Origin of the sequence: Streptomyces sp. NBC_00083 (assembly GCF_026343295.1) — a bacterium.
Classification (GTDB): Bacteria; Actinomycetota; Actinomycetes; order Streptomycetales; family Streptomycetaceae; genus Streptomyces.
The window spans coordinates 2,200,681-2,222,313 of the sequence record NZ_JAPELY010000001.1 but is presented as its reverse complement, the minus strand read 5'-3'; the positions used below and the strand labels follow the sequence as shown (position 1 = coordinate 2,222,313).

Genomic DNA, 21,633 nt, shown 5'->3' with positions numbered 1-21,633 from the left:
CAGGGGTCCGGTGGTGCTCACCGGATCTGCAGGTTGTCGAGGTACGACCGGACGTTGCGACGGGTCTCGGGCACGCTGTCGCCGCCGAACTTCTCGGCGACGGCGTCCGCGAGGACGAGCGCGACCATCGCCTCGGCGACGATGCCGGCGGCCGGCACGGCGCACACGTCGGAGCGCTGGTGGTGGGCCTTGGCGGCTTCACCGGTGGCGACGTCGATGGTGGCGAGCGCGCGCGGCACGGTCGCGATGGGCTTCATCGCGGCCCGTACGCGCAGCAGTTCGCCGGTGGTCAGGCCGCCCTCGGTGCCGCCGGAGCGGCCGGAGGTGCGCTTGACGCCGTCGGCGGTGTTCACGATCTCGTCGTGCGCCTGGGAGCCGGGCACGCGCGCCAGGCCGAAGCCGTCGCCGACCTCGACGCCCTTGATCGCCTGGATGCCCATGAGGGCGGCGGCGAGCCGCGCGTCCAGACGGCGGTCCCAGTGGACGTGCGAGCCGAGGCCGACGGGCACGCCGTAGGCGAGCACCTCGACGACGCCGCCGAGGGTGTCGCCGTCCTTGTGGGCCTGGTCGATCTCGGCGACCATCGCCTTCGACGCGTCCGCGTCCAGGCAGCGCACCGGGTCGGCGTCCAGCTTCTCGACGTCGGCGGGGGTCGGCAGCACGCCGTAGGGGGCCTTGGCCGCGGCCAGCTCCACCACGTGGCTGACGATCTCGATGCCGGCCGTCTCCTTCAGGTAGGAGCGGGCCACCGCGCCGAGCGCGACACGGGCCGCGGTCTCGCGGGCGCTGGCGCGCTCCAGGATCGGCCGGGCCTCGTCGAAGCCGTACTTCTGCATGCCGGCGAGGTCGGCGTGGCCGGGCCTCGGGCGGGTCAGCGGCGCGTTGCGGGCCAGCTCCGCCAGGATCTCCGGGTCGACCGGGTCGGCCGACATGACCTGTTCCCACTTGGGCCACTCGGTGTTGCCCACCATGACCGCGATCGGCGAGCCCATCGACAGGCCGTGCCGTACGCCGCCGAGGAAGGTCACCTCGTCGCGCTCGAACTTCATGCGGGCGCCGCGTCCATAACCGAGCCGCCGCCGGGCCAGGTGGTCGGCCACCATCTCCGTCGTGATCGGCACGCCGGCGGGAAGACCCTCCAGCGTCGCGACAAGTGCGGGTCCGTGGGACTCCCCAGCGGTCAGCCAGCGCAACCTGCTCAACGGTGCTCCTCGTTAGCTCGCGCGTCCTGGTACTACGGCGGCGTTACCGGGGTGCGCGGCCCTGGCCCGCCTCCCCTGATCCTCCCACGTCCCGGAAGGTGGCCTGGGCCCCGGTCCAGCAGGCGGACGGTGATACGTGCGGGTGCGGGCCCGTTTGTGCCGGTCGCTGCGGAGCCGTCGACGGGACGGCCCCGCGCCGGCAGGCCAAGTGCTGTCCGCCGGGACGCCTCAGCGGTGGGCCAGGGCCGCTTCGCCCGCCTTGCGCATGGACTCCAGGGGGGCCGTGGCGCAGCCCGTCATCTGCTCGACCTGGAGCACGGCCTGGTGCACGAGGAGGTCGAGGCCGCCGACGACGGCTCCCCCGCGTCCCGACCAGGCGGCCGCGAGCGCGGTGGGCCAGGGGTCGTACAGCACGTCGAAAAGGGTGCCGACACGCTCGGGAACGGCGGGGGCGAGGGCGTCGGTGGTCCCTGCCGGGGTGGTGGCGATGACGAGCGGCGCATCGAAGGCGTCGGCCGCGCGCGACCAGTCGGCGGTGCGGACGTCGACTTCCAGCCGTTGGCCCCAGCCGCGCATCTCCGCGGCCCGCTCCTCACTGCGTACGTACGCGGTGACGGGGCCGGTGCAGATCCGGGCGAGGGCGGCGAGCGCCGAGGACGCGGTGGCGCCCGCGCCGAGGACGGCCGCGGAGTCGACCCGGGTCACCCCGCGCTCCCCGAGGGCCGCGATCATGCCCGGGATGTCGGTGTTGTCGCCGAGGCGGCGGCCGTCGTCCGTGAAGACGACGGTGTTGACCGCCTCGACCGAGGCCGCGGTGGAGCTCACCGCGTCGAGCAGCGGGATGATCGCGCGCTTCAGCGGCATCGTGAGCGAGAGCCCCGCCCACGACCCGTCGAGCCCGGCGACGAAGCCGGGGAGCCCGGCCTCGTCCACCTCGAAGCGGTCGTACGACCAGTGGTCGAGGCCGAGTTCGGCATACGCGGCCCGGTGCAGGACCGGGGAGAGCGAGTGCGCGATGGGCGACCCGAGGACGGCGGCACGCCGCGCGCCCTCACTGGCCGGACTGGGCATTGAACTCTTCCTTCAGCTTGTTGAACTCGGCCAGCGTCTTGGCGAATTCGGTCTTGTGGACGCCGTCGGTGGCGACGAAGTACAGCCAGCCGTCGTTCGTCGGATCCAGCGCCGCCGCCATCGCCTCGCTGCCGGGGTTGCCGATCGGCCCGGGTGTCAGGCCCCGCCACTTGTAGGTGTTGTACGGGTCGGGGTTGCTGTTGATCTCGGAAAGGCCGATTTTGATGTTGCTCTGGTTGGTGAGGTAGTTGTACGCCGAGTCGAACTGGAGCTTCTGGTTGGTCTGGAAGTTGTCCGGCTTGAGGCGGTTGTAGACGACCTCGGCCATCTTGCGGAAGTCGTCGGGCGTCTTGCCCTCGGCCTGCACGAGGCTGGCCACGGTGACGAGCTGCCAGGGACCGTCCAGCTTGAGCTTCTTGGCCTCGCCGGCCAGGTCCTGCTTGCCGTACTCGGAGGTGGCCCGGTTGACCATCTTCTTGAGCACGTCCTCGGGCTTCATGCCCTTGGCGACGGGGTAGCTCGCCGGGTAGAGGAATCCTTCCAGCGGGTCCTTGACGTCCTTGTGGCCCTTGGCCCAGTCCGGCAGACCCATGCTGTTGACGTTCTTGGCCGCGACGTCCTTGGTCGTGCCCGCGGTCACGCCGAGCCGCTTGTCGATCTGCTCGTAGACCCAGGCGTTGCGTTTGCCTTCGGGAATGATGAGGGCGTTGCGGCTGGCCGGATTGAGCATCAGCTGGATCGCGTTCGCCGCCGACATGCCCTTCTTCATCGTGTAGGCGCCGGCCTGGATCGTCTTGCCCTTGGGGTTGTCGTTCTGGGCCTGGACGAAGGCGTCGATGCTCTTGACGACACCGGCCTGCTTGAGGAGCGAGCCGATCTCGGAGCCGCCCGCGCCGGCCGGGACCTCGATGGTGACGGTGTCGCCGCTGCCCTCGCCCACGTAGTCGGGCGCCGCGCCGAACTTCTTCTGGTAGAAGTCGTAGCCCACGTAGCCGACGCCGCCGGCCCCGATCGCGAAGATGACCGCGAGGACCAGGCAGGCGCGTCCGCTCTTGCCCTTCTTCTTGGTCTTGCTGCGCCGCTCGCGCCCACCACCGCCGCCGTCGGCCCCGCGGGTTTCGGCCGGGTCGTCGTCGCCGCGTTCGCTGTCGTCAACGCCGGTGAAGAACGGGTGGCGCTCCTCCTGCGGCTCGGCGTCCCACTCGTGGCCCTGCTCGGGCACCTCGGGCACGACGGGCGCCTGGCGCTGGCCGGGAGGCTGCGGCGGCGGATACGCCTCGGGCGTCCCGTACGGGTCGTGGCCCTCGCCGGCGTAGCCGTTGTGGTACGGGTCGGGCTGCTGGCCCGCGTACGGCATGGCGGCCTGCTCGCCCGTGGTGTCCCAGCCACCGCTGAACTGCTGGGGCTGCTGGGGCTGGGCGGCGTACTGGTCCGGATACTGCTGCTGCGGGTAGCCCTGATGGAGCTGCTCGGCGTAGCCCTGTTGGTACTGCTGCTGCTGCGCCTCGGCGTACTGCTGCTGTTGTTGCTGCTGCTGCGCCTGGGCGTACTGCTGCTGTTGTTGCTGCTGCTGCGCCTGGGCGTACTGCTGCTGCCCGTACGGGTCCTGCGTCTGCTGCGGGTAGTACGGCTGCTGAGGCTGTTGCTGGTACTGCTCGTCCTGGCCGGCGTACAGAGCCTGACCGGAGGCAGCCTGCTGCGCTCCCCACCCCTGGTCCCCGTAGAGGGGGTCCTCTGGGTGCCACGGTTCGGAGCCTTGGCCCCGGCCATACTCAGTCATCGGTCCCCTAGAGCCGCGAGGCATCCGGACGGTCCGCCTCTTTTGCTGTGCGGCGACTGTTCGAATGCCTCCGCATCGGCCGGAACGTTACCGTATCGCGATCAGATAACCACTTCGACGCCTTCTCCGGGAGCCGTGTCTGACACCCGTTCGGCCTCAAGCGCGTTCTGGAGGATGATCACCGCGGCGGCCTGGTCGATGACTGATCTGCCCTTTTTCGCTTTTACGCCCGAGGCTCGCAGGCCCTGGGTCGCGGTGACGGTGGTCATGCGTTCGTCGACGAGCCGGACCCCGACCGGGGCGATGCCGCGCGCCAACTCCTGGGCGAAGCGCCGCACTTTGGCCGCCGCCGGGCCCTCGCCGCCATTGAGCGAGCGGGGCAGTCCGACGATCACCTCGATCGGTTCGTACTCCCCGACCAGCTGCCGCAACCGCCGGTGGGCGGCCGGGACGTCACGTCCCGGCACGGTCTCCACCGGCGTGGCGAGCACCCCGTCGGGGTCGCACGAGGCGACCCCGATCCGGGCGTCACCGACATCGATCGCCAGTCGGCGTCCTCGGCGCATCAGGCGGTCTCGGCTACCTGGCGCTCGACGGCGTCGATCGCGTCGCCGATGGCGTCCGGGTTCTGGCCGCCGCCCTGGGCGACGTCCGGCTTGCCGCCACCGCCGCCGCCGAGGGTCTTGGCCGCCGTGCGGACCAGCTCGCCGGCCTTGAGACCCCGCTCGCGGGCGGCCTCGTTGGTGGCGATGACGGTCACCGGGCGGCCGTTGGCCGTGGCGAACAGCGCGACGACGGCCGGGCGGTCGCCCGCGATGCGGCCGCGCACGTCGAGGACCAGCTTGCGCAGGTCGTCGGCGGAGGTGCCGTCCGGCACCTGACCGGTGACGAGCGCGGTGCCGTGGATGTCCTTGGCGGAGTCCACGAGACCGGCCGCGGCCTGGAGCACCTTCTCCGCGCGGAACTTCTCGATCTCCTTCTCGGCGTCCTTCAGCTTGCCGAGCATGGTGGAGATCTTCTCGGGCAGTTCCTCGGAGCGGCCCTTGACCAGCTCCTGGAGCTGGGCGACGACCGTGTGTTCGCGCGCCAGGAAGTTGTACGCGTCGACGCCGACCAGCGCCTCGATGCGGCGCACGCCCGAGCCGATCGACGACTCGCCGAGCAGCTTCACCAGGCCGAGCTGGGCGGTGTTGTGGACGTGGGTGCCGCCGCACAGCTCCTTGGAGAAGTCGCCGATGGTGACGACACGGACCCGCTCGCCGTACTTCTCGCCGAACTCGGCGATGGCGCCCTGCTTCTTGGCCTCGTCGATCGACATGACCTCGGCCTGAACGTCGAGCTCGCGGGCGAGGACCTCGTTGATCTTCTGCTCGACGTCGGTGAGGACCGTGCCGGGGACGGCGGCGGGCGACCCGAAGTCGAAGCGGAAGCGGCCCGGCGAGTTCTCGGAGCCGGCCTGGGCGGCCGTCGGGCCGAGCGCGTCGCGCAGCGCCTGGTGGGTGAGGTGGGTCGCCGAGTGGGCGCGGGCGATGGCGCGGCGGCGCTTGGTGTCGATGGCGGCGTACGCGGACGCGCCGACCGTCACCTCGCCGACCTGCACGACGCCCTTGTGGACGTGGACGCCGGGGACCGGCTTCTGCACGTCACGGACCTCGATGACCGCGCCGCTGTCGAGCTTGATGCGGCCCTGGTCGGCGAGCTGACCGCCGCCCTCGGCGTAGAAGGGGCTGCGGTCGAGGACGACCTCGACCTCGTCGCCCTCGGTGGCGGCCGGCGAGGGCACGCCGTCGACGAGCAGGCCGACGATGGTCGACTCGTTCTCGGTGGAGGTGTAGCCGGTGAAGTCGGTCGCGCCCGAGGCGTCGGCCACCTCGCGGTAGGCGGACAGGTCGGCGTGACCGGTCTTCTTCGCGCGGGCGTCGGCCTTGGCCTGGTCGCGCTGCTGCTTCATCAGGCGGCGGAAGCCGTCCTCGTCCACGGAGAGGCCCTGCTCGGCAGCCATCTCCAGGGTGAGGTCGATCGGGAAGCCCCATGTGTCGTGGAGCAGGAACGCCTTGTCGCCGGCGAGGACCGTGCCACCGGTGGCCTTGGTCTCGGTGATGGCGGTGTCCAGGATGTTGGTGCCGCCGCGCAGCGCCTTGAGGAAGGCGGCCTCTTCGGCGAGGGCGACCGTCTCGATGCGCTTGCGGTCGGTGACGAGCTCCGGGTACTGCTGGCCCATCGTCTTGATCACGACGTCGATCAGGTCCTGGACGACCGGACCGGTGGCGCCCATGAGGCGCATGTTGCGGATGGCGCGGCGCATGATGCGGCGCAGCACGTAGCCGCGGCCCTCGTTGCCGGGGGTGACACCGTCGCCGATGAGCATCACGGACGTACGGATGTGGTCGGCGACCACACGCATCGACACGTCGGAGGTGTGCTGGTCGCCGTAGCGCACACCGGTCAGCTCGGTGGCCTTGTCCATGACGACGCGCAGGGTGTCGGTCTCGTACATGTTCTGCACGCCCTGCAGGATCATCGCGAGGCGTTCGAGACCCAGGCCGGTGTCGATGTTCTGGGAGGGCAGGTCGCCGAGGATCGGGAAGTCCTCCTTGCCCTCGCCGGCGCCGCGCTCGTACTGCATGAAGACCAGGTTCCAGATCTCCACGTACCGCTCGTCGTTGACGATCGGGCCGCCCTCGGCGCCGAAGTCGGGGCCGCGGTCGTAGTTGATCTCGGAGCAGGGCCCGCACGGTCCGGGCACGCCCATGGACCAGAAGTTGTCCTTCTTGCCCAGGCGCTGGATGCGCTCCTTCGGCACCCCGACGACCTCATGCCAGATCCGCTCGGCCTCGTCGTCGTCGAGGTAGACGGTGATCCAGAGCTTCTCCGGCTCCAGGCCGTAGCCGCCGTCCGCCACGGAGCTGGTGAGCAGCTCCCAGGCGTACTTGATGGCGCCTTCCTTGAAGTAGTCGCCGAAGGAGAAGTTGCCGCACATCTGGAAGAACGTGCCGTGCCGGGTGGTCTTGCCGACCTCTTCGATGTCCGGCGTGCGCACGCACTTCTGCACGCTGGTGGCGCGCGGGGCGGGCGGCTTGGTCTCACCCAGGAAGTAGGGCTTGAAGGGGACCATGCCCGCGTTGACGAGCAGCAGAGTCGGGTCGTCCGCGATGAGCGACGCCGAAGGGACGACGGTGTGGCCGCGCTCCTCGAAGAAGCTCAGCCAGCGGCGGCGAATCTCGGCCGACTCCATCAGTGGTCCTCATTCCGGTCGTACGAATGCTTGGGGTTCTGCTCTTTGCTGTACTGCTGCTTGCCGAACCGCTCGTGTGCGGTCTCGATGGCGACGAGGCGGCGCTGCGCGGGGAGTTCGCGCACCTCGCTCTCGCCGATGCCCAGGACGTCGTTGAGTTCGGCCTCGCGCTGCGCCATGCCGGACTTGATGTCGAGGGCGAAGTCCTTGAGCCGGTGGCCGGCCTCGACCGCCTTGTCGGCGGTGCGCGCGGCCAGGCTCTCGGGGGTGAGTTGTCTCAGCTTGCGGTTGACCTTGGTGGTGGCCCAGACTCCGGCGGCCGCGCCCGCGGTGAACCAGAACGTACGGCGGAACATCGCAGCGTCAGCCCTTTCGCTTGGAGCGCCGCGCGGACGGCACGGTCCGCCCGACGATCACGGTCCGCCGGCTCGCCCGAGCCGGCTCGTCGGCGGGTGCGGCGCCCTTGCGTCCGATCGCGCGGCGCACTCCGTAGCCGAAGGCGGCCACCTTCACCAGCGGGCCGCCGAAGGTGGAGGCGACGGTGGTGGAGAGCGCGGACGCGTTGGAGGTGACCTCCTGGACGTCCGAGGCGATGGCGTCGACCCGGGCCAGCTGTGTCTGGGCGGAGCGCACCGCGGTGGAGGCGTCCGCGAGCAGGGGGATCGCCTGGTCGGTCACGTCCGCGACCAGTCTGGTCGTCGCCTTCAGCGTCTGGGCCAGCCTCACGAGCACGACCGCGAGGAAGGACACCAGGATCGCCCAGAAGACGGCCACCAGGATCCCGGCCACCTCACCACCGGACACTTGCACCGCTCCCCGCAACCCGTCGGAACTCGAAAAAAGTCGTCCTGTGAGCCTATCGCGCCGGGGATCGCTTCCCGTACCGCATCCCGGGCCGCCACAAGCGGAGTTACGCAAGCCGATTGTACGCAGTGCATACCCTTGAGTACGCTGCGTGTTCCATGCGCTCCCATTTGCCCGCAGAGTTGAACCGTTTCGTCGGGCGAGACCGAGATCTGGCCCGGCTCGACCGTCTGCTCCGCGATGCGCGCATGGTCACCGTGACCGGCGTCGGCGGGGTCGGCAAGACGCGGCTCGCGCTGCGGGCCGCGGCACGCGAGGCAGCGCAGGAACGGTACTGCGATGGGGTCCGGCTGGTCGAGCTGTCCTGTCTGAACGATCCCGGGCTGCTCGACCACGCGGTCGTCGATGCGCTCGGCCTGACCGACCACACGGCGCGCGCCCCGCGCCGGCTGCTGCTCGACCATCTCGCGGAGCGTGAACTTCTGCTGGTCGTCGACGGGTTCGAGCAGCTGGTGGACGCCTGCGCCGACCTCGTACGGGAGCTGATGCGGGGCTGCCCGGGGCTTCGGGTGCTCGCCACCGGGCGGCTGCCGCTGCGGATCGAGGGCGAGCAGGTCTTCTCGCTGCCGCCGATGGACGAGGCGGACGCGCTGGCGCTGTTCGCCGAGCGCGCGCGGGCCGCCTCGGCCGGGGAGCGGACGGTCCAGGGCCACGAGACCGCTGCCGCCGAGCTGTGCCGCCGGCTCGACGGGATTCCGCTCGCGCTCGAACTGGCGGCGGGGCGGCTCGGCACGCTCTCGGTGGAACAGCTCCTGCGCCGGCTCGACGACCGGTTCCGGCTGCTCACCGGCGGCGGGCGGGGCGCGCTCCCCCGCCATCAGACGCTGCGCACGACCATCGGCTGGAGCCATGAACTGTGCACGGCGGCGCAGCGGCTGCTGTGGGCGCGGCTCTCGGTGTTCGCGGGCACCTTCGATCTGGAGGCGGTCGAGTACATCTGCGTCGGCTCCGACCTGCCGCAGGAGGAGGTGCTCGACGTCCTCGGCGAGCTGATCGACCAGTCGCTCGTGACGCGTGAGGACGGCGCGGCGGGCGTCCGCTACCGCCTGCTCGACACGGTCCGCGAGTACGGCGCCGAGTGGCTGGCCGAGACCGGGGACGCGGAGCGTGTGCACCGGCGCCATCGCGACTGGTACCTGGGGCTCGCCACCTGGTGCGAGCTGGACTGGTTCAGCCCCCGCCAGGCCGAGGTGGCGACGCGGGTGGAGAGCGAACTGCCCAATCTGCGGGCCTCGATGGAGTTCTCGCTCACCTCGCCCGAGGACGCGCACCTGGCCCAGTACCTGGCGGGCACGCTGTGGTTCTGCTGGGTCGGCTGCGGGCGGCTCGCGGAGGGGCGGCACTGGCTCGGGCAGGTCCTGGACGCCGAGGGCGAGCACGACAGTTCACGGCTGAAGGCGCTGTGGGTGCTCGGCTATGTGGCGGTGCTCCAGGGCGACGCGGTGGCGGCGATCGCCGCGTTGCAGGAGTGCCGCGAGGAGGCGGAGCTGCGGGGCGACCGGGTGGCGGCGGCGTACGCCGTGCACCGCTCGGGCTGTCTGGCCCTGGTCACCGACGACATGCCGCGCGCCGAGGAGCTGCTGCGTGCCGCGCTCGCCGGGTACGAGGAGGTCGGGGAGCTCAACAGCAATGTGCTGATGGGCCAGGTCGAGCTGGCGATGGCCGTGGGTTTCCGGGGCCGTCTCGACGAGGCCGTCGCCGTCTGCGAGCAGGTCGTCGAGGTGTGCGACGACCACGGGGAGCGCTGGGCGCGCGCCTATGCGCAGTACGTCCTCGGGTACGCGGCCTGGGTCGGCGGCGATCCGGCGGGGGCGCGCCGGCTGCTGCGGGAGACGCTCGCCGTCAACCACGCCTTCCACGATCTGGTGGGTTCGGTGCTCAGCCTGGAGATGCTGGCGCTCGTGGCCGTGGACACCGGGGATCCGGCGGAGGCGGCGGTGCTCCAGGGCGCGGCCGAGCGGATCTGGCCGTCGGTGGGTCTGCCGCTGTTCGGCTCGGCCTATTTCTACGCGGCGCACGTGCTGTGCGAGGAGCGTACGAGGGAGCGGCTCGGCGACGCGGCGTACGAGGAGCACCGGCGGCGGGGTGCCGGAATCGAGGCGGACGCGGCGGTGGCACGGGCGCTCGGCGGCGGCCGGGAGGCCGAGGGGGCACGGGAGTTGACGCCCCGTCAGGACACCCAGCCGCACGAGCACGAGGGGCCCGGACACGCGGAAGCCCGCCGCCTCCCGCTCCGAGTGGAGCGGGGGGACGGCGGGCTGAAGCGCTGAGGCTCCGGTATTACGCCGTGATCAGCGGGCGTAGTACTCGACGACGAGCTGCTCGTCGCAGATGACCGGGATTTCCTTGCGGTTCGGGTCGCGGTCCAGGCGGAAGGCCAGGGCCTTCAGGTTCACCTGGAGGTAGCGCGGGGTCTCGCCCTCGCCGGCGTAGCCACCCTCGCGGGCGACCTGGAAGGGGACCTTCTCGCGGCTGCGCTCGCGGACCGTCACGACGTCGTCGGGACGGACGCGGAACGACGGCTTGTCGACCTTGCCACCGTTGACCTGGATGTGACCGTGCACGACCATCTGGCGGGCCTGGTAGATGGTGCGGGCGATGCCCGAACGCAGGACCAGCGCGTCGAGGCGGCGCTCGAGCTCGACGACCAGCGCCTCGCCCGTCTTGCCTTCGGCCTTCTTGGCGCGGTCGTAGGCACGCGCCATCTGGCGCTCGCTGATGTCGTACTGGGCGCGCAGACGCTGCTTCTCGAGCAGACGGACCTTGTAGTCCGAGTTCTGCTTGCGGCCACGGCCGTGCTCGCCCGGCGGGTAGGGGCGGGCCTCGAAGTACTTGACGGCCTTCGGCGTCAGCGCGATGCCGAGCGCACGAGACTTCTTGACCTTGGGACGCGACTGGTTAGGCACGTTCTCCAAACCTCCATGGTTGGGTTAGGTTAGGCTCACCTTACTCAAGGAGATCGCATGTCGCGTCCGGGGAACACCAGTCACATCACGGACAACACGAAGAAGGGCGACCCTGCTCCCGCGGGAGGGGCCGACTCCACCAGCCCCCAGTCGAAGCACGGGGCCGGTCACGTGACGGAGGTCCGATCAGATCGTGGTCAGCCGCGTCCCAGCGGACTTGAAATCGCACGGATGCCGTCAGCAGCCGAGCGCACACGAACTCTCGTACAGAGTACCTGCTCGGCGGTGCTCCTCGTACCGGGCCTCACGGCACCCCGTCCGGAGCAGCTCGTGGCCGATGTCCGCAGCGTCGGTCCCGACGGTGACGTCTTCCTCGTCTTCCCCGCCGATTCCCCGGCCGTGCGGGCCGCCACGCACGCGCAGGACGACGAGGTGCGAGCGGTCCTGGAGATCACGGATGTGGCTCCGGTCTCCGTCCCCCACCGTATCCGGGGCCGCGCCTGGGTCTCCGGCTGGCTGACCCTGGTGCCCGGCCGGGCGGCCCCAGGCCGGGTGATGCTGCGCCTCGAAGTGGGCGACGCCTACGTGGACGACCTGTGGGGCGCGAGCGCCGTGGACGCCGAGGAGTTCGCCGCGGCCGCACCCGATCCGCTGGTACGGCACGAGACCGAGCTGCTCCAGCACCTCGCCGCCGCCCACGCCGAGCGGGTCGGGCTGCTGTGCGGGCTCGTGGAGCGCGAAGGCGTGGCACGCGCCACACCGCTGGCGCTGGACCGGTTCGGACTGCGGGTGCGGTTCGGCCGGAGCGACGGCCACACCTTCGACGCGCGCTTCGACTTCCCCGAGCCGGTGGACGACATCACGGCGCTGCGCCGCGCCCTGCACCGCCTCTTCGAGGCGGCGGCCACCTGAGGCCGCGCTACTCGCCGCCCCGGCCGAGCCGCTCCCGCACCTTCTCCACCACGTCCGCGTACCGCGCCTCGGCTCCGTAGCGCGTCGGCTCGTAGTAGCGCCGGTCCGCCACCGCGTCCGGGGCGTACTGCTGGGGGGCGATGGCGCCCGGCACGTCGTGCGGATACACGTACCCCTGGGCGTGCCCCAGCTTGGCCGCGCCCTTGTAGTGGCCGTCCCGCAGATGGGGCGGGACGGGGCCGGCGAGGCCCTTGCGCACGTCCTCCATCGCGGCGGCGATCGCCGTGGTCGCCGAGTTGGACTTCGGGGCGAGGGCCAGCGCGATCGTGGCGTGGCTCAGGGTCAGGGCGGCCTCGGGGAAGCCGATGAGCGCCACCGCCTGGGCCGCCGCGACGGCGGTGGGCAGCGCCGTCGGATCGGCCAGGCCGATGTCCTCGCTCGCGGAGATGATCAGGCGGCGCGCGATGAAGCGGGGATCCTCTCCGGCTTCGATCATCCGGGCCAGATAGTGCAGCGCCGCGTCGACGTCGGAGCCGCGGATCGACTTGATCAGCGCGCTCGCCACGTCGTAGTGCTGGTCGCCGCCCTTGTCGTAGGTGACGGCCGCCCGGTCGACGGTCTCCTCGACCGTCTGGAGCGTGATCTCCTGCTCCGACTTGGCGAGGGCCGAACCGGCCGCCGCCTCCAGCGCGGTCAGCGCCCGGCGCGCGTCGCCGCCCGCGATGCGCAGCAGGTGTGCCTCGGCGTCCGACGGCAGGGTGACCGCGGAGCCCAGGCCCCGCTCCTCGACGAGGGCCCGCTGGATCAGGGCCCGCAGGTCGTCGTCGGTGAGCGGTTCGAGCGTGAGCAGCAGGGAGCGGGAGAGCAGGGGGGAGATCACCGAGAAGTACGGATTCTCCGTGGTCGCCGCGATCAGGGTGACCCAGCGGTTCTCGACCGCCGGGAGCAGGGAATCCTGCTGGGCCTTGGAGAAGCGGTGGATCTCGTCGAGGAAGAGGACGGTCTCCTTGCCGAAGCCGCCGATGGCCCGGCGCGCGCCGTCGATGACCGCGCGGACCTCCTTGACCCCGGCGGTGATCGCCGAGAGCTCCACGAACCGCTTGTTGGTGGCCTTGGACACCACGTACGCGAGCGTCGTCTTGCCCGTGCCCGGCGGGCCCCACAGGATCACCGAGGACGGACCGGCCGGGCCGCCCGCGCCCTCCCCCACCAGCCGCCGCAGCGGCGAGCCCTGCTTCAGGAGGTGCTGCTGGCCGACCACCTCGTCCAGGACGCGCGGGCGCATCCGTACGGCCAGGGGGCTGCCCGCCGGGTCTTTCTCCTGGCGGTCCTCTGCGGCTGCGGTGAAGAGATCGGGTTCCACGTCCACGAGCCTATGGCACACCACTGACAACGCCGCCGGGCTGCGCCGACGGCGGCCGCCCCGCCCGGCCGGCGGCGGTCAGCTGGTCCAGAAGTCCCACCAGCGGGTGAGGATCAGCATGCCGATGATCCCGATGTGCAGCACCGGAAGGACCCAGGTGAACTCCGCGAGGAAGTTCTTCGCCCAACGCGGCGCGGGCAGCAGGCCCTTGCGGAGGTTGAACGAGGTCACGTACCAGAACATCAGGATCGTGGCGACCCACGCCAGGCAGCACCACAGGCAGAGCGAGTTGATCCGGTACAGCGACTCGAACTGGAGCCAGCTGACGAAGCAGACGCCGAAGAGGGTGCCCGCGTTGAGGGTCAGCCAGTACCAGCGGCGGAACCGGCCGCCCGCCAGGATGCTCATGCCGACGCAGACCACGATGCCGTACGTGACCAGGCCCAGCATCGGGTTCGGGAACCCGAAGGCCGCCGCCTGGTCGCTCTTCATGATGTTGCCGCAGGACACGACCGGGTTGAGGCTGCACCCCGGTACGAAGTTCGGGTTCTCCAGGAGCTTGAACTTGTCGAGCGTGATCACCCAGGCCGCCAGCACACCGGCGGCGCCGGTGATCACGAGCAGCCAGGCGAAGGCACGGCTGCCGCCGATCGCCCCCTCGCTGCTCACCTCCCGGTGGCCGGAGTCGGAGGAGACGTCGTCAAGTGTTGTGGTCATAGCGCCGGTCCGTCATCCCGTCATCGTGGTCGTCCTGTGCTGCCGCCGCCTCATTCTGCCGCACGGGGCGCCCTGTCCACCGTTCGATGGACATAAGGAAGTCCGCACGAGGGTCCCTGAAGCGAGGACGGCGCGGGACGCTCTTCGCCATGACAGGACTGGCGGTTGACGTACGCGGACTTCGCACGCGGTACGGCGATGTCGGCATCGACGCCGCCAGGGGGCGCGGGCAACTGCGCGACCAGCCACGCACGGTCCGCACCCGGCCGAAGACCGGCGGCGCGGGGAGCTGTGCGAGCCTCCCCGCGCGGCGCTCGGCCGTCAGGCCAGGCGCTGGCGGACCGCGTCCAGGACGCCGTCCAGCGGCACCGGGCCCTGCTCGCCCGATTCCATGTCCTTCAGCTGGACCACGCCCTCGGCGAGGTCGCGCTCGCCGGCGACCAGGGTGAAGCGCGCGCCCGAGCGGTTCGCGTTCTTCATCGCGCCCTTCAGGCCCTTGCCGCCGAAGCTGAAGTCGGCCGAGATGCCCGCCCGGCGCAGCTCCGTCACCTTGGTGAAGAGCACGCGCCGCGCCTCCTCGCCCAGCGGCACCGCGAACACGCTGGTGGCGGAGGGGATGTCGAGGGTGACGCCCTCGGCCTCCAGGGCCAGGACCGTACGGTCCACGCCGAGCGCCCAGCCCACCGACGGCAGCGCGGGGCCGCCGATCATCTCGGAGAGACCGTCGTAGCGCCCGCCGCCGCCGACCGCGGACTGCGAGCCCAGGCCGTCGTGGACGAACTCGAAGGTCGTGCGGGTGTAGTAGTCCAGGCCGCGCACCAGCTTCTCGTCGTCCTCGAAGGCGACGCCCTCCGCCGTGACCAGCGCGCGCACCTCCTCGTGGTACGCCTTGCACGCGTCGCACAGGTAGTCGCGCAGCACCGGCGCGCCGACGAGCTGCTTCTGCACGTCGGGGCGCTTGTCGTCGAGGACCCGCAGCGGGTTGATCTCGGCGCGGCGGATCGTCTCCGCGTCGAGGTCGAGTCCGCGCAGGAACGTCTGGAGCGCCTCCCGGTAGACGGGGCGGCACTCCTTGTCGCCGAGCGAGTTCAGCAGGATGCGGAAGTCGCGCAGGCCGAGCGAGCGGTACGCCTGGTCCGCCAGGATGATCATCTCGGCGTCGAGCGCCGGGTCCTCCGCGCCGATGGCCTCGGCACCGACCTGCGAGAAGTGCCTGTAGCGGCCCTTCTGCGGGCGCTCGTAGCGGTAGTACGAGCCCGAGTACCAGAGCTTGACGGGGAGGTTGCCCGCCTTGTGCAGGTTGGCCTCCAGGGCCGCGCGCAGCACGGAGGCCGTGCCCTCGGGGCGCAGCGCGAGCCGGTCGCCGCCCTTGGTCTCGAAGGCGTACATCTCCTTCGAGACGATGTCGGTGGACTCGCCGACACCTCGCGCGAACAGGTCGACGTTCTCGAAGCCGGGGGTCTCGATGTAGCCGTAGCCGGAGTTCTTCAGCGGCGCCGCGATCGCCTCGCGCACGGCGAGGAACGTCGCCGAGTCGGGCGGGAGCAGGTCGTAGGTGCCCTTGGGGGCCTGGAAGGTGCTCATGGGAAGACTTCTCGTCACATTCCTCGTCGGGGAGAGGCGATGCCCTCTCCCTGGCCGGCGGCCACCTGCCGCAGATACGGGTTGGTGGCGCGCTCCTGGCCGATGGTCGTCTGGGAGCCGTGGCCGGACAGCACCACGGTCGAGTCGTCGAGCGGCAGGCACACACGGCCCAGCGACTCGAGGAGCTCGGCGTGGCTGCCGCCGGGCAGGTCGGTGCGTCCGACGGAGCCGGCGAAGAGCAGGTCGCCCGAGAACAGGATCGGAGGGATGTCCTCCGCCTCGGGCAGCCCGAACGTCACCGACCCCTTGGTATGGCCGGGCGCGTGCGACACGGTGAGCTCCATGCCCGCGAGCGCCAGCCTGGCGCCGTCGGTGAGCTCCTTGACGTCGTCCGGCTCGCCCACGGTGAGCTCGCCCATGAGCTGGGCGCCGAAGGCACGGCCGAGGGCCTTCTCCGGGTCGCTCATCATGTAGCGGTCGTCGGGGTGGATCCAGGCGGGTACGTCGTGGGCCCCGCAGACCGGGACGACCGAGGCGCAGTGGTCGATGTGGCCGTGGGTGAGGACGACGGCGACGGGCTTGAGCCGATGCTTCTTCAGCGTTTCCTCGACGCCCCGGGTGGCCTGGTGGCCGGGGTCGATGATCACGCATTCCTCGCCTGCGGCGGGGGCGACCAGGTAGCAGTTGGTCCCCCAGGCCCCGGCGGGGAACCCGGCAATCAGCACGATCGTCCTCGATTTCTCGCGCCGCGGGTGGTGCGGCGGGTGATTACGGCAGCTCAGAGCCTACCGGCGCTGCTCCCGTCACAGCGAACCCATATACGGTACGGGGCACAGTCAGCTCGTACGCACGTACCCGCACCCCATGAGACCGCACAAGGAGACGACCGGTGGTCAGCAGCGAACAGCGTCGGCGCCAGCTCGCGCGCGAGAAGTTCGAGCGGCAGCAGCAGCGCCGGGAGACGGCCCGGCGCAAGGCAAGGCGCCGCAACACGGTCATCGCGGCCACCCTCGCGGTGGTCGTGGCGGCGGGCGGCGTGGCCTTCGCGACGGGCGCGTTCTCCGGCGACGGCAAGAAGAAGTCGGACAGCGCGGCCCCCTCGAACAGCCCGTCGCCGTCGGCCAGCTCCACGCCCGAGCCGAAGATGGCCGTGGACACCAAGGCCAAGTACGACATGGCGCTGAAGACCAGCGCGGGCGACATCACGTTCGCGATGGACGCGGCCAAGACCCCGCACACGGTGAACTCGTTCAAGTACCTCGCCGACAAGGGCTTCTTCAACAACACCAAGTGCCACCGGCTGACCACGCAGGGCATCTTCGTGCTCCAGTGCGGCGACCCGGAGGGCACCGGCGCGGGCGGCCCCGGCTACACGATCCCGGACGAGAACCTGACCGGCCTCGGCAAGGCGGGCGCCGACGGCACGGTGACCTATCCGGCGGGCACCGTCGCGATGGCCAATACCGGCCAGGCCCACACCGGCGGCAGCCAGTTCTTCCTGGTCTACAAGGACAGCAAACTGCCGCCGACGTACACGCCGTTCGGCACGATCGACGCGGCCGGCCTCAAGGCCGTCCAGGACGTCGCCAAGGAGGGCGTCGAGGGCGGAGCGGGCGACGGTGCGCCCAAGAAGGCCGTCACCGTCCAGAAGGCCGCCGTCACCAAAGAGTGACGCCGCCGGGCGCCCGGCACCGAGCGTGAAGCGCTGAATTCGGCCGCGCTGAGTGCGGACAGCCGGGCGGCCGGTCGCCTAGATTGGCGTTGTGCAGCGCGGGCTCGTACCGCGCTGTGGAGGGCGGGCGAGGCCCGCCGGGAAACTGTGGACGATGCCCCGGGGGAGGAACCCCCCGCGCAGGCATCATGTGGAGGAGGCGCTGTGAGCAGCGACCCGTGGGGCCGCGTCGACGAGACGGGCACCGTGTATGTGCGTACAGCCGAGGGCGAAGTGGTCGTCGGATCGTGGCAGGCGGGCTCTCCGGAGGAGGCGCTGGCCTACTTCGAGCGCAAGTACGAGGGCCTGGTTGTCGAGATCGGCCTCCTCGAACGACGGGTGAGGACCACCGACCTGTCGGCGAAGGACGCGCAGACCGCCATCGGTCATCTGCGTACGCAGGTGGACGAGCATCACGCGGTCGGTGACCTCGACGCGTTGCGGGGGCGCCTCGACAAGCTCGTAGCGACCGTCGAGTCGCGGCGCGAGGAGCGCAAGGTCCAGAAGGCCAAGCAGACCGACGAGGCCAAGCACGCCAAGGAGGCGCTGGTCGCCGAGGCGGAAGAGCTCGCGCAGAGCGAGCAGTGGCGCTCGGCGGGCGAGCGGCTGCGGGCCCTCGTGGACACGTGGAAGGGGCTGCCGCGCCTCGACCGCAAGTCCGACGACGAGCTGTGGCACCGCTTCTCGCACGCGCGCTCGGCGTTCTCCAAGCGGCGCAAGGCGCACTTCGCGTCGCTCGACGCGCAGCGCGAGGACGCCCGCAAGGTCAAGGAGAAGCTGGTCGTCGAGGCCGAGGCGCTCTCCGGGTCCACGGACTGGGCCACGACCGCGGCGCGCTACCGCGATCTGATGGCGGACTGGAAGGCGGCGGGGCGCGCGCAGCGCGAGGCCGAGGACGAGCTGTGGAACCGCTTCCGCGGGGCGCAGGACGTCTTCTTCGCGGCGCGCAGCGAGGTGTTCGCCGAGCGGGACGCCGAGCAGACCGAGAACCTGAAGCTCAAGGAGGAGCTGGCCGTCGAGGCCGAGAAGATCCTCCCGGTGACCGATCTGAAGGCGGCTCGCGCCGCGTTCCGCTCGGTCAACGAGCGCTGGGAGGCCATCGGCCACGTGCCGCGGGACGCGCGTCCCAAGGTCGAGGGCCGGATGCACGCCGTGGAGCGGGCGATCCAGGAGGCCGAGGAGGCCGAGTGGCGCCGTACGAACCCGGAGGCGCGGGCCCGCGCGGCCGGCCTCACGGGCCAGCTCCAGGACGCCGTCGACAAGCTGCACCGGCAGATCGACGCGGCGCGTGCGGCGGGCAACGACAGCAAGGCGGACAAGCTGTCCCGCGAGCTGGAAGGCCGCCAGGCCCTCCTCGACCAGGCCCTGAAGGGGCTGGAGGAGTTCGGCGGCTGACCCCGCCCCCACCCATGGGGAGGCCCCCGGAACCTTCTGGCTCCGGGGGCCTCCCCATACCGGGGCTCCGCCCCAGACCCCGTTCACGCCTTGAGGGCGCTCGTCCTCAATCGCCGGACGGGCTGAGGTTGCCTTGACCGGCCACCCAGCCCAACACCGACCCCGCCAGGGGCGCGGGGAACTGCGCGACCAGCCCCGCACGGCCCGCAGCCGAAACCGGGGTGTCCTGGGGCTCCGCCCCAGACCCCGTTCGCGCCTTGAGGGCGCTCGTCCTCGAACGCCGGACGGGCTGAGGTGGCCTCAGCTGACACCCGGCGGGCCGGCCGCTAAGGCCGCCGCGCGGACGTCACCCGGTACACGTCGTACACGCCCTCGACCCCCCGCACAGCCTTGAGCACGTGCCCGAGGTGCTTGGGGTCGCCCATCTCGAAGGTGAACCGGGACGTGGCGACCCGGTCGCGCGACGTCTGTACGGCCGCCGAGAGGATGTTGACGTGCTGGTCGGACAGGACACGCGTGACGTCCGACAGGAGCCGCGACCGGTCCAGCGCCTCGACCTGGATGGCGACCAGGAAGACCGAGGACTGCGTCGGCGCCCACTCCACCTCCAGGATCCGCTCCGGCTGCTGCGACAGCGAGTCCACGTTGACGCAGTCGGCCCGGTGCACCGAGACCCCGCTGCCGCGCGTGACGAAGCCGATGATGGGGTCGCCCGGCACCGGCGTACAGCAGCGTGCGAGCTTGACCCACACGTCGTCGACGCCCTTGACGACGACACCCGGGTCCGCGTTCTTGCGCCGCTTGCTGCGGCCCCGCGACGGCGGCGCCGACTCCGCGATGTCCTCGTTGGCGGCCTCCTCGCCGCCGAGCGCCTGCACCAGCTTCTGCACGACGCCCTGCGCCGCGACATGGCCCTCGCCGATCGCCGCGTACAGCGAGGAGATGTCGGGGTAGCGCATCTCGTGGGCGAGGGTGACCAGCGAGTCGCCGGTCAGGATCCGCTGGATCGGCAGGTTCTGCTTGCGCATGGCGCGGGCGATCGCGTCCTTGCCCTGCTCGATCGCCTCGTCGCGGCGCTCCTTGGAGAACCAGGCGCGGATCTTGTTGCGGGCGCGCGGCGACTTGACGAAGCCGAGCCAGTCACGGGAGGGCCCCGCGCCGGCCGCCTTCGAGGTGAAGACCTCCACCAGGTCGCCGTTGTCCAGGGTCGATTCGAGCGGCACGAGCCGCCCGTTGACCCGTGCGCCTATGGTGCGGTGGCCGACCTCGGTGTGGACGGCGTACGAGAAGTCGACCGGGGTCGAGCCGGCCGGGAGCGCGATGACGTCGCCCTTGGGCGTGAAGACGAAGACCTCGTTGCGCGACAGGTCGAAGCGGAGCGACTCCAGGAACTCGCTGGGGTCCTCGGTCTCCTTCTGCCAGTCGAGGAGCTGGCGAAGCCACGCCATGTCGTTGAGGTGGTCGTCCTTGCCGGTCTTCTTCGGTGCGTCGGTGCGCACCTTGGAGGCGCCGGCGGACGGATCCTGCTTGTACTTCCAGTGCGCGGCGATGCCGTACTCCGCGCGCCGGTGCATGTCGAACGTACGGATCTGCAGCTCTACGGGCTTGCCGTTGGGGCCGATCACCGTCGTGTGCAGCGACTGGTACATGTTGAACTTGGGCATCGCGATGTAGTCCTTGAACCGGCCGGGGACCGGGTTCCACCGCGCGTGGACCGTGCCGAGCGCCGCGTAGCAGTCGCGGACCGTGTCGACGAGGACGCGAATGCCCACCAGGTCGTAGATCTCCGCGAAGTCACGGCCGCGGACGATCATCTTCTGGTAGACGCTGTAGTAGTGCTTGGGGCGCCCGGTGACGGTCGCCTTGATGCGGGCCGCGCGCAGGTCGGACTGGACCTCGTCGGTCACTATGGCGAGGTACTCGTCGCGCTTGGGGGCGCGCTCGGCGACCAGCCGCACGATCTCGTCGTACATCTTGGGGTAGAGGATCGCGAAGGAGAGGTCCTCCAGCTCCCACTTGATGGTGTTCATGCCCAAGCGGTGGGCGAGCGGCGCGTAGATCTCCAGCGTCTCGCGCGCCTTCTTCTCCTGCTTCTCGCGCTTGAGGTACCGCATGGTGCGCATGTTGTGCAGGCGGTCGGCGAGCTTGATGACCAGGACGCGGGGGTCCTTGGCCATGGCGACGACCATCTTGCGTACGGTCTCGGCCTGCGCGGCGTCGCCGAACTGGACCCGGTCGAGCTTGGTGACGCCGTCGACGAGCAGGGCGACCTGGTCGCCGAAGTCGCGGCGCAGGGTGTCGAGGCCGTACTCGGTGTCCTCGACGGTGTCGTGGAGCAGACCCGCCATGAGGGTGGCCGGATCCATCCCCAGCTCGGCGAGGATCGTCGTCACCGCGAGGGGGTGGGTGATGTACGGGTCGCCGCTCTTGCGCTTCTGCCCGCGGTGCCAGCGCTCGGCGACCTGGTAGGCCTTCTCGACCTGGCGCAGCGTGGCGGTCTCGATCTTGGGGTCGTTGCCGCGCACTATGCGCAGCAGCGGTTCGAGCACAGGGTTGTACGCGGAGGAGCGCTGCACGCCCAGTCGGGCGAGGCGGGCGCGGACCCGGTTGGAGGATCCGGCGGAGCGCGACACCGCGCCGGCCGGCACCACGGGCTTCGCGACGGGCGCGGGCGCCGGGGTCTTCGCCGGGGTGTCGGCCTGCTCGGGCGCCGCGGGCTTCGGCTCGGCCGCGGGCTCGGAGGGCGTGGCCGGGGCCGCCGCGGGCTCTTCGGCCTTCTTGTCGGGCTGCGCGGCGGAGAGTGGCTGGGCCTCGTCTGGCAAGAGCGCTCCTCGTGCGGGTCCCCCCGGACGGAGTCTGGGGGAGGGTCCGGGTCCCCCGGTCAGGCCCGGAA

Annotated in this window: 17 protein-coding genes; 4 read left to right on the top strand and 13 right to left on the bottom strand. The window is 71.0% G+C overall.

The genetic code is table 11. The features are described from left to right. Window positions 1-17: 17 nt before the first annotated feature. From aroC to OOJ98_RS09785, 7 genes are all read right to left on the bottom strand, one after another. On the bottom strand, window positions 18-1,202 hold the full coding sequence (gene aroC, locus OOJ98_RS09815; protein WP_267054233.1) for a chorismate synthase: 1,185 nt from the start codon (window positions 1,200-1,202) through the stop codon (window positions 18-20). Between the two features lie 228 nt (window positions 1,203-1,430). After that, a complete protein-coding gene (locus OOJ98_RS09810; protein ID WP_267054232.1) occupies window positions 1,431-2,273 on the bottom strand; it encodes a shikimate dehydrogenase in 843 nt (280 codons plus the stop codon). Next, complete coding sequence (gene mltG / locus OOJ98_RS09805; protein ID WP_267054231.1) at window positions 2,254-4,053, bottom strand: endolytic transglycosylase MltG; 1,800 nt, start codon at window positions 4,051-4,053, stop codon at window positions 2,254-2,256. Before mltG ends, OOJ98_RS09810 begins: the two co-directional genes overlap by 20 nt. Window positions 4,054-4,154: 101 nt before the next feature. Then, window positions 4,155-4,619, bottom strand: coding sequence for a Holliday junction resolvase RuvX (gene ruvX, locus OOJ98_RS09800; RefSeq protein ID WP_267054230.1), 465 nt, complete (start codon window positions 4,617-4,619; stop codon window positions 4,155-4,157). Then, a complete protein-coding gene (gene alaS, locus OOJ98_RS09795) occupies window positions 4,619-7,288 on the bottom strand; it encodes an alanine--tRNA ligase (protein WP_267054229.1) in 2,670 nt (889 codons plus the stop codon). Before alaS ends, ruvX begins: the two co-directional genes overlap by 1 nt. Then, complete coding sequence (locus OOJ98_RS09790) at window positions 7,288-7,644, bottom strand: DUF6167 family protein (RefSeq protein ID WP_267054228.1); 357 nt, start codon at window positions 7,642-7,644, stop codon at window positions 7,288-7,290. The genes alaS and OOJ98_RS09790 overlap by 1 nt, the downstream gene beginning before the upstream one ends. Before the next feature lie 7 nt (window positions 7,645-7,651). Continuing rightward, the gene (locus OOJ98_RS09785) at window positions 7,652-8,092 is read right to left on the bottom strand and encodes a DUF948 domain-containing protein (RefSeq protein ID WP_267054227.1); all 441 of its coding nucleotides are present in this window, start codon (window positions 8,090-8,092) and stop codon (window positions 7,652-7,654) included. Between the two features lie 158 nt (window positions 8,093-8,250). Here OOJ98_RS09785 and OOJ98_RS09780 point away from each other — a divergent pair, with 158 nt between their 5' ends. After that, window positions 8,251-10,422, top strand: coding sequence for an AAA family ATPase (locus OOJ98_RS09780; protein ID WP_267054226.1), 2,172 nt, complete (start codon window positions 8,251-8,253; stop codon window positions 10,420-10,422). Between the two features lie 21 nt (window positions 10,423-10,443). On the opposite strand, the gene rpsD is transcribed toward OOJ98_RS09780, so the two are convergent. After that, window positions 10,444-11,058 (bottom strand): 30S ribosomal protein S4, encoded by a 615-nt coding sequence (gene rpsD / locus OOJ98_RS09775; RefSeq protein WP_053723667.1) that lies wholly within the window; start codon window positions 11,056-11,058, stop codon window positions 10,444-10,446. A 231-nt stretch (window positions 11,059-11,289) separates the two neighbouring features. Between rpsD and OOJ98_RS09770 the strand changes: the two genes are divergently transcribed. Beyond that, the gene (locus OOJ98_RS09770; RefSeq protein WP_267054225.1) at window positions 11,290-11,970 is read left to right on the top strand and encodes a DUF2470 domain-containing protein; all 681 of its coding nucleotides are present in this window, start codon (window positions 11,290-11,292) and stop codon (window positions 11,968-11,970) included. A gap of 7 nt (window positions 11,971-11,977) precedes the next feature. Here OOJ98_RS09770 and OOJ98_RS09765 read toward each other — a convergent pair whose 3' ends face one another. The 4 genes from OOJ98_RS09765 to OOJ98_RS09750 all read right to left on the bottom strand — a co-directional run bounded on the left by OOJ98_RS09765 (window position 11,978) and on the right by OOJ98_RS09750 (window position 16,359). Continuing rightward, a complete protein-coding gene (locus tag OOJ98_RS09765) occupies window positions 11,978-13,333 on the bottom strand; it encodes a replication-associated recombination protein A (protein ID WP_267054224.1) in 1,356 nt (451 codons plus the stop codon). 78 nt (window positions 13,334-13,411) lie between these two features. Then, entirely contained in the window at window positions 13,412-14,050 is a 639-nt protein-coding gene (locus OOJ98_RS09760) for a vitamin K epoxide reductase family protein (RefSeq protein WP_267054223.1), read from the bottom strand. Between the two features lie 321 nt (window positions 14,051-14,371). Beyond that, window positions 14,372-15,634 carry a histidine--tRNA ligase gene (hisS, locus tag OOJ98_RS09755; RefSeq protein WP_267054222.1) on the bottom strand — a complete coding sequence of 421 codons (1,263 nt, stop codon included), beginning with the start codon at window positions 15,632-15,634 and terminating at the stop codon, window positions 14,372-14,374. 14 nt (window positions 15,635-15,648) lie between these two features. Beyond that, window positions 15,649-16,359, bottom strand: a complete 711-nt coding sequence (locus tag OOJ98_RS09750) for an MBL fold metallo-hydrolase (RefSeq protein WP_267054221.1) — start codon at window positions 16,357-16,359, stop codon at window positions 15,649-15,651. 164 nt (window positions 16,360-16,523) lie between these two features. Here OOJ98_RS09750 and OOJ98_RS09745 point away from each other — a divergent pair, with 164 nt between their 5' ends. After that, a complete protein-coding gene (locus OOJ98_RS09745) occupies window positions 16,524-17,306 on the top strand; it encodes a peptidylprolyl isomerase (RefSeq protein WP_267054220.1) in 783 nt (260 codons plus the stop codon). A gap of 204 nt (window positions 17,307-17,510) precedes the next feature. Continuing rightward, on the top strand, window positions 17,511-18,740 hold the full coding sequence (locus tag OOJ98_RS09740; RefSeq protein ID WP_267054219.1) for a DUF349 domain-containing protein: 1,230 nt from the start codon (window positions 17,511-17,513) through the stop codon (window positions 18,738-18,740). Window positions 18,741-19,066: 326 nt separating this feature from the next. On the opposite strand, the gene OOJ98_RS09735 is transcribed toward OOJ98_RS09740, so the two are convergent. Beyond that, window positions 19,067-21,562, bottom strand: a complete 2,496-nt coding sequence (locus OOJ98_RS09735) for a bifunctional (p)ppGpp synthetase/guanosine-3',5'-bis(diphosphate) 3'-pyrophosphohydrolase (protein WP_267054218.1) — start codon at window positions 21,560-21,562, stop codon at window positions 19,067-19,069. Window positions 21,563-21,633 lie beyond the last annotated feature (71 nt).

What these genes read in the sequence shown, in the direction of transcription:
- OOJ98_RS09770 (WP_267054225.1), top strand. Translation starts at nt 11,290, where the DNA reads ATGCCGTCAGCAGCCGAGCGCACACGAACTCTCGTACAGAGTACCTGC.
- OOJ98_RS09760 (WP_267054223.1), bottom strand. Translation starts at nt 14,050, where the DNA reads ATGACCACAACACTTGACGACGTCTCCTCCGACTCCGGCCACCGGGAG.
- OOJ98_RS09810 (WP_267054232.1), bottom strand. Translation starts at nt 2,273, where the DNA reads ATGCCCAGTCCGGCCAGTGAGGGCGCGCGGCGTGCCGCCGTCCTCGGG.
- OOJ98_RS09780 (WP_267054226.1), top strand. Translation starts at nt 8,251, where the DNA reads ATGCGCTCCCATTTGCCCGCAGAGTTGAACCGTTTCGTCGGGCGAGAC.
- OOJ98_RS09790 (WP_267054228.1), bottom strand. Translation starts at nt 7,644, where the DNA reads ATGTTCCGCCGTACGTTCTGGTTCACCGCGGGCGCGGCCGCCGGAGTC.
- hisS (WP_267054222.1), bottom strand. Translation starts at nt 15,634, where the DNA reads ATGAGCACCTTCCAGGCCCCCAAGGGCACCTACGACCTGCTCCCGCCC.
- alaS (WP_267054229.1), bottom strand. Translation starts at nt 7,288, where the DNA reads ATGGAGTCGGCCGAGATTCGCCGCCGCTGGCTGAGCTTCTTCGAGGAG.
- mltG (WP_267054231.1), bottom strand. Translation starts at nt 4,053, where the DNA reads ATGACTGAGTATGGCCGGGGCCAAGGCTCCGAACCGTGGCACCCAGAG.
- ruvX (WP_267054230.1), bottom strand. Translation starts at nt 4,619, where the DNA reads ATGCGCCGAGGACGCCGACTGGCGATCGATGTCGGTGACGCCCGGATC.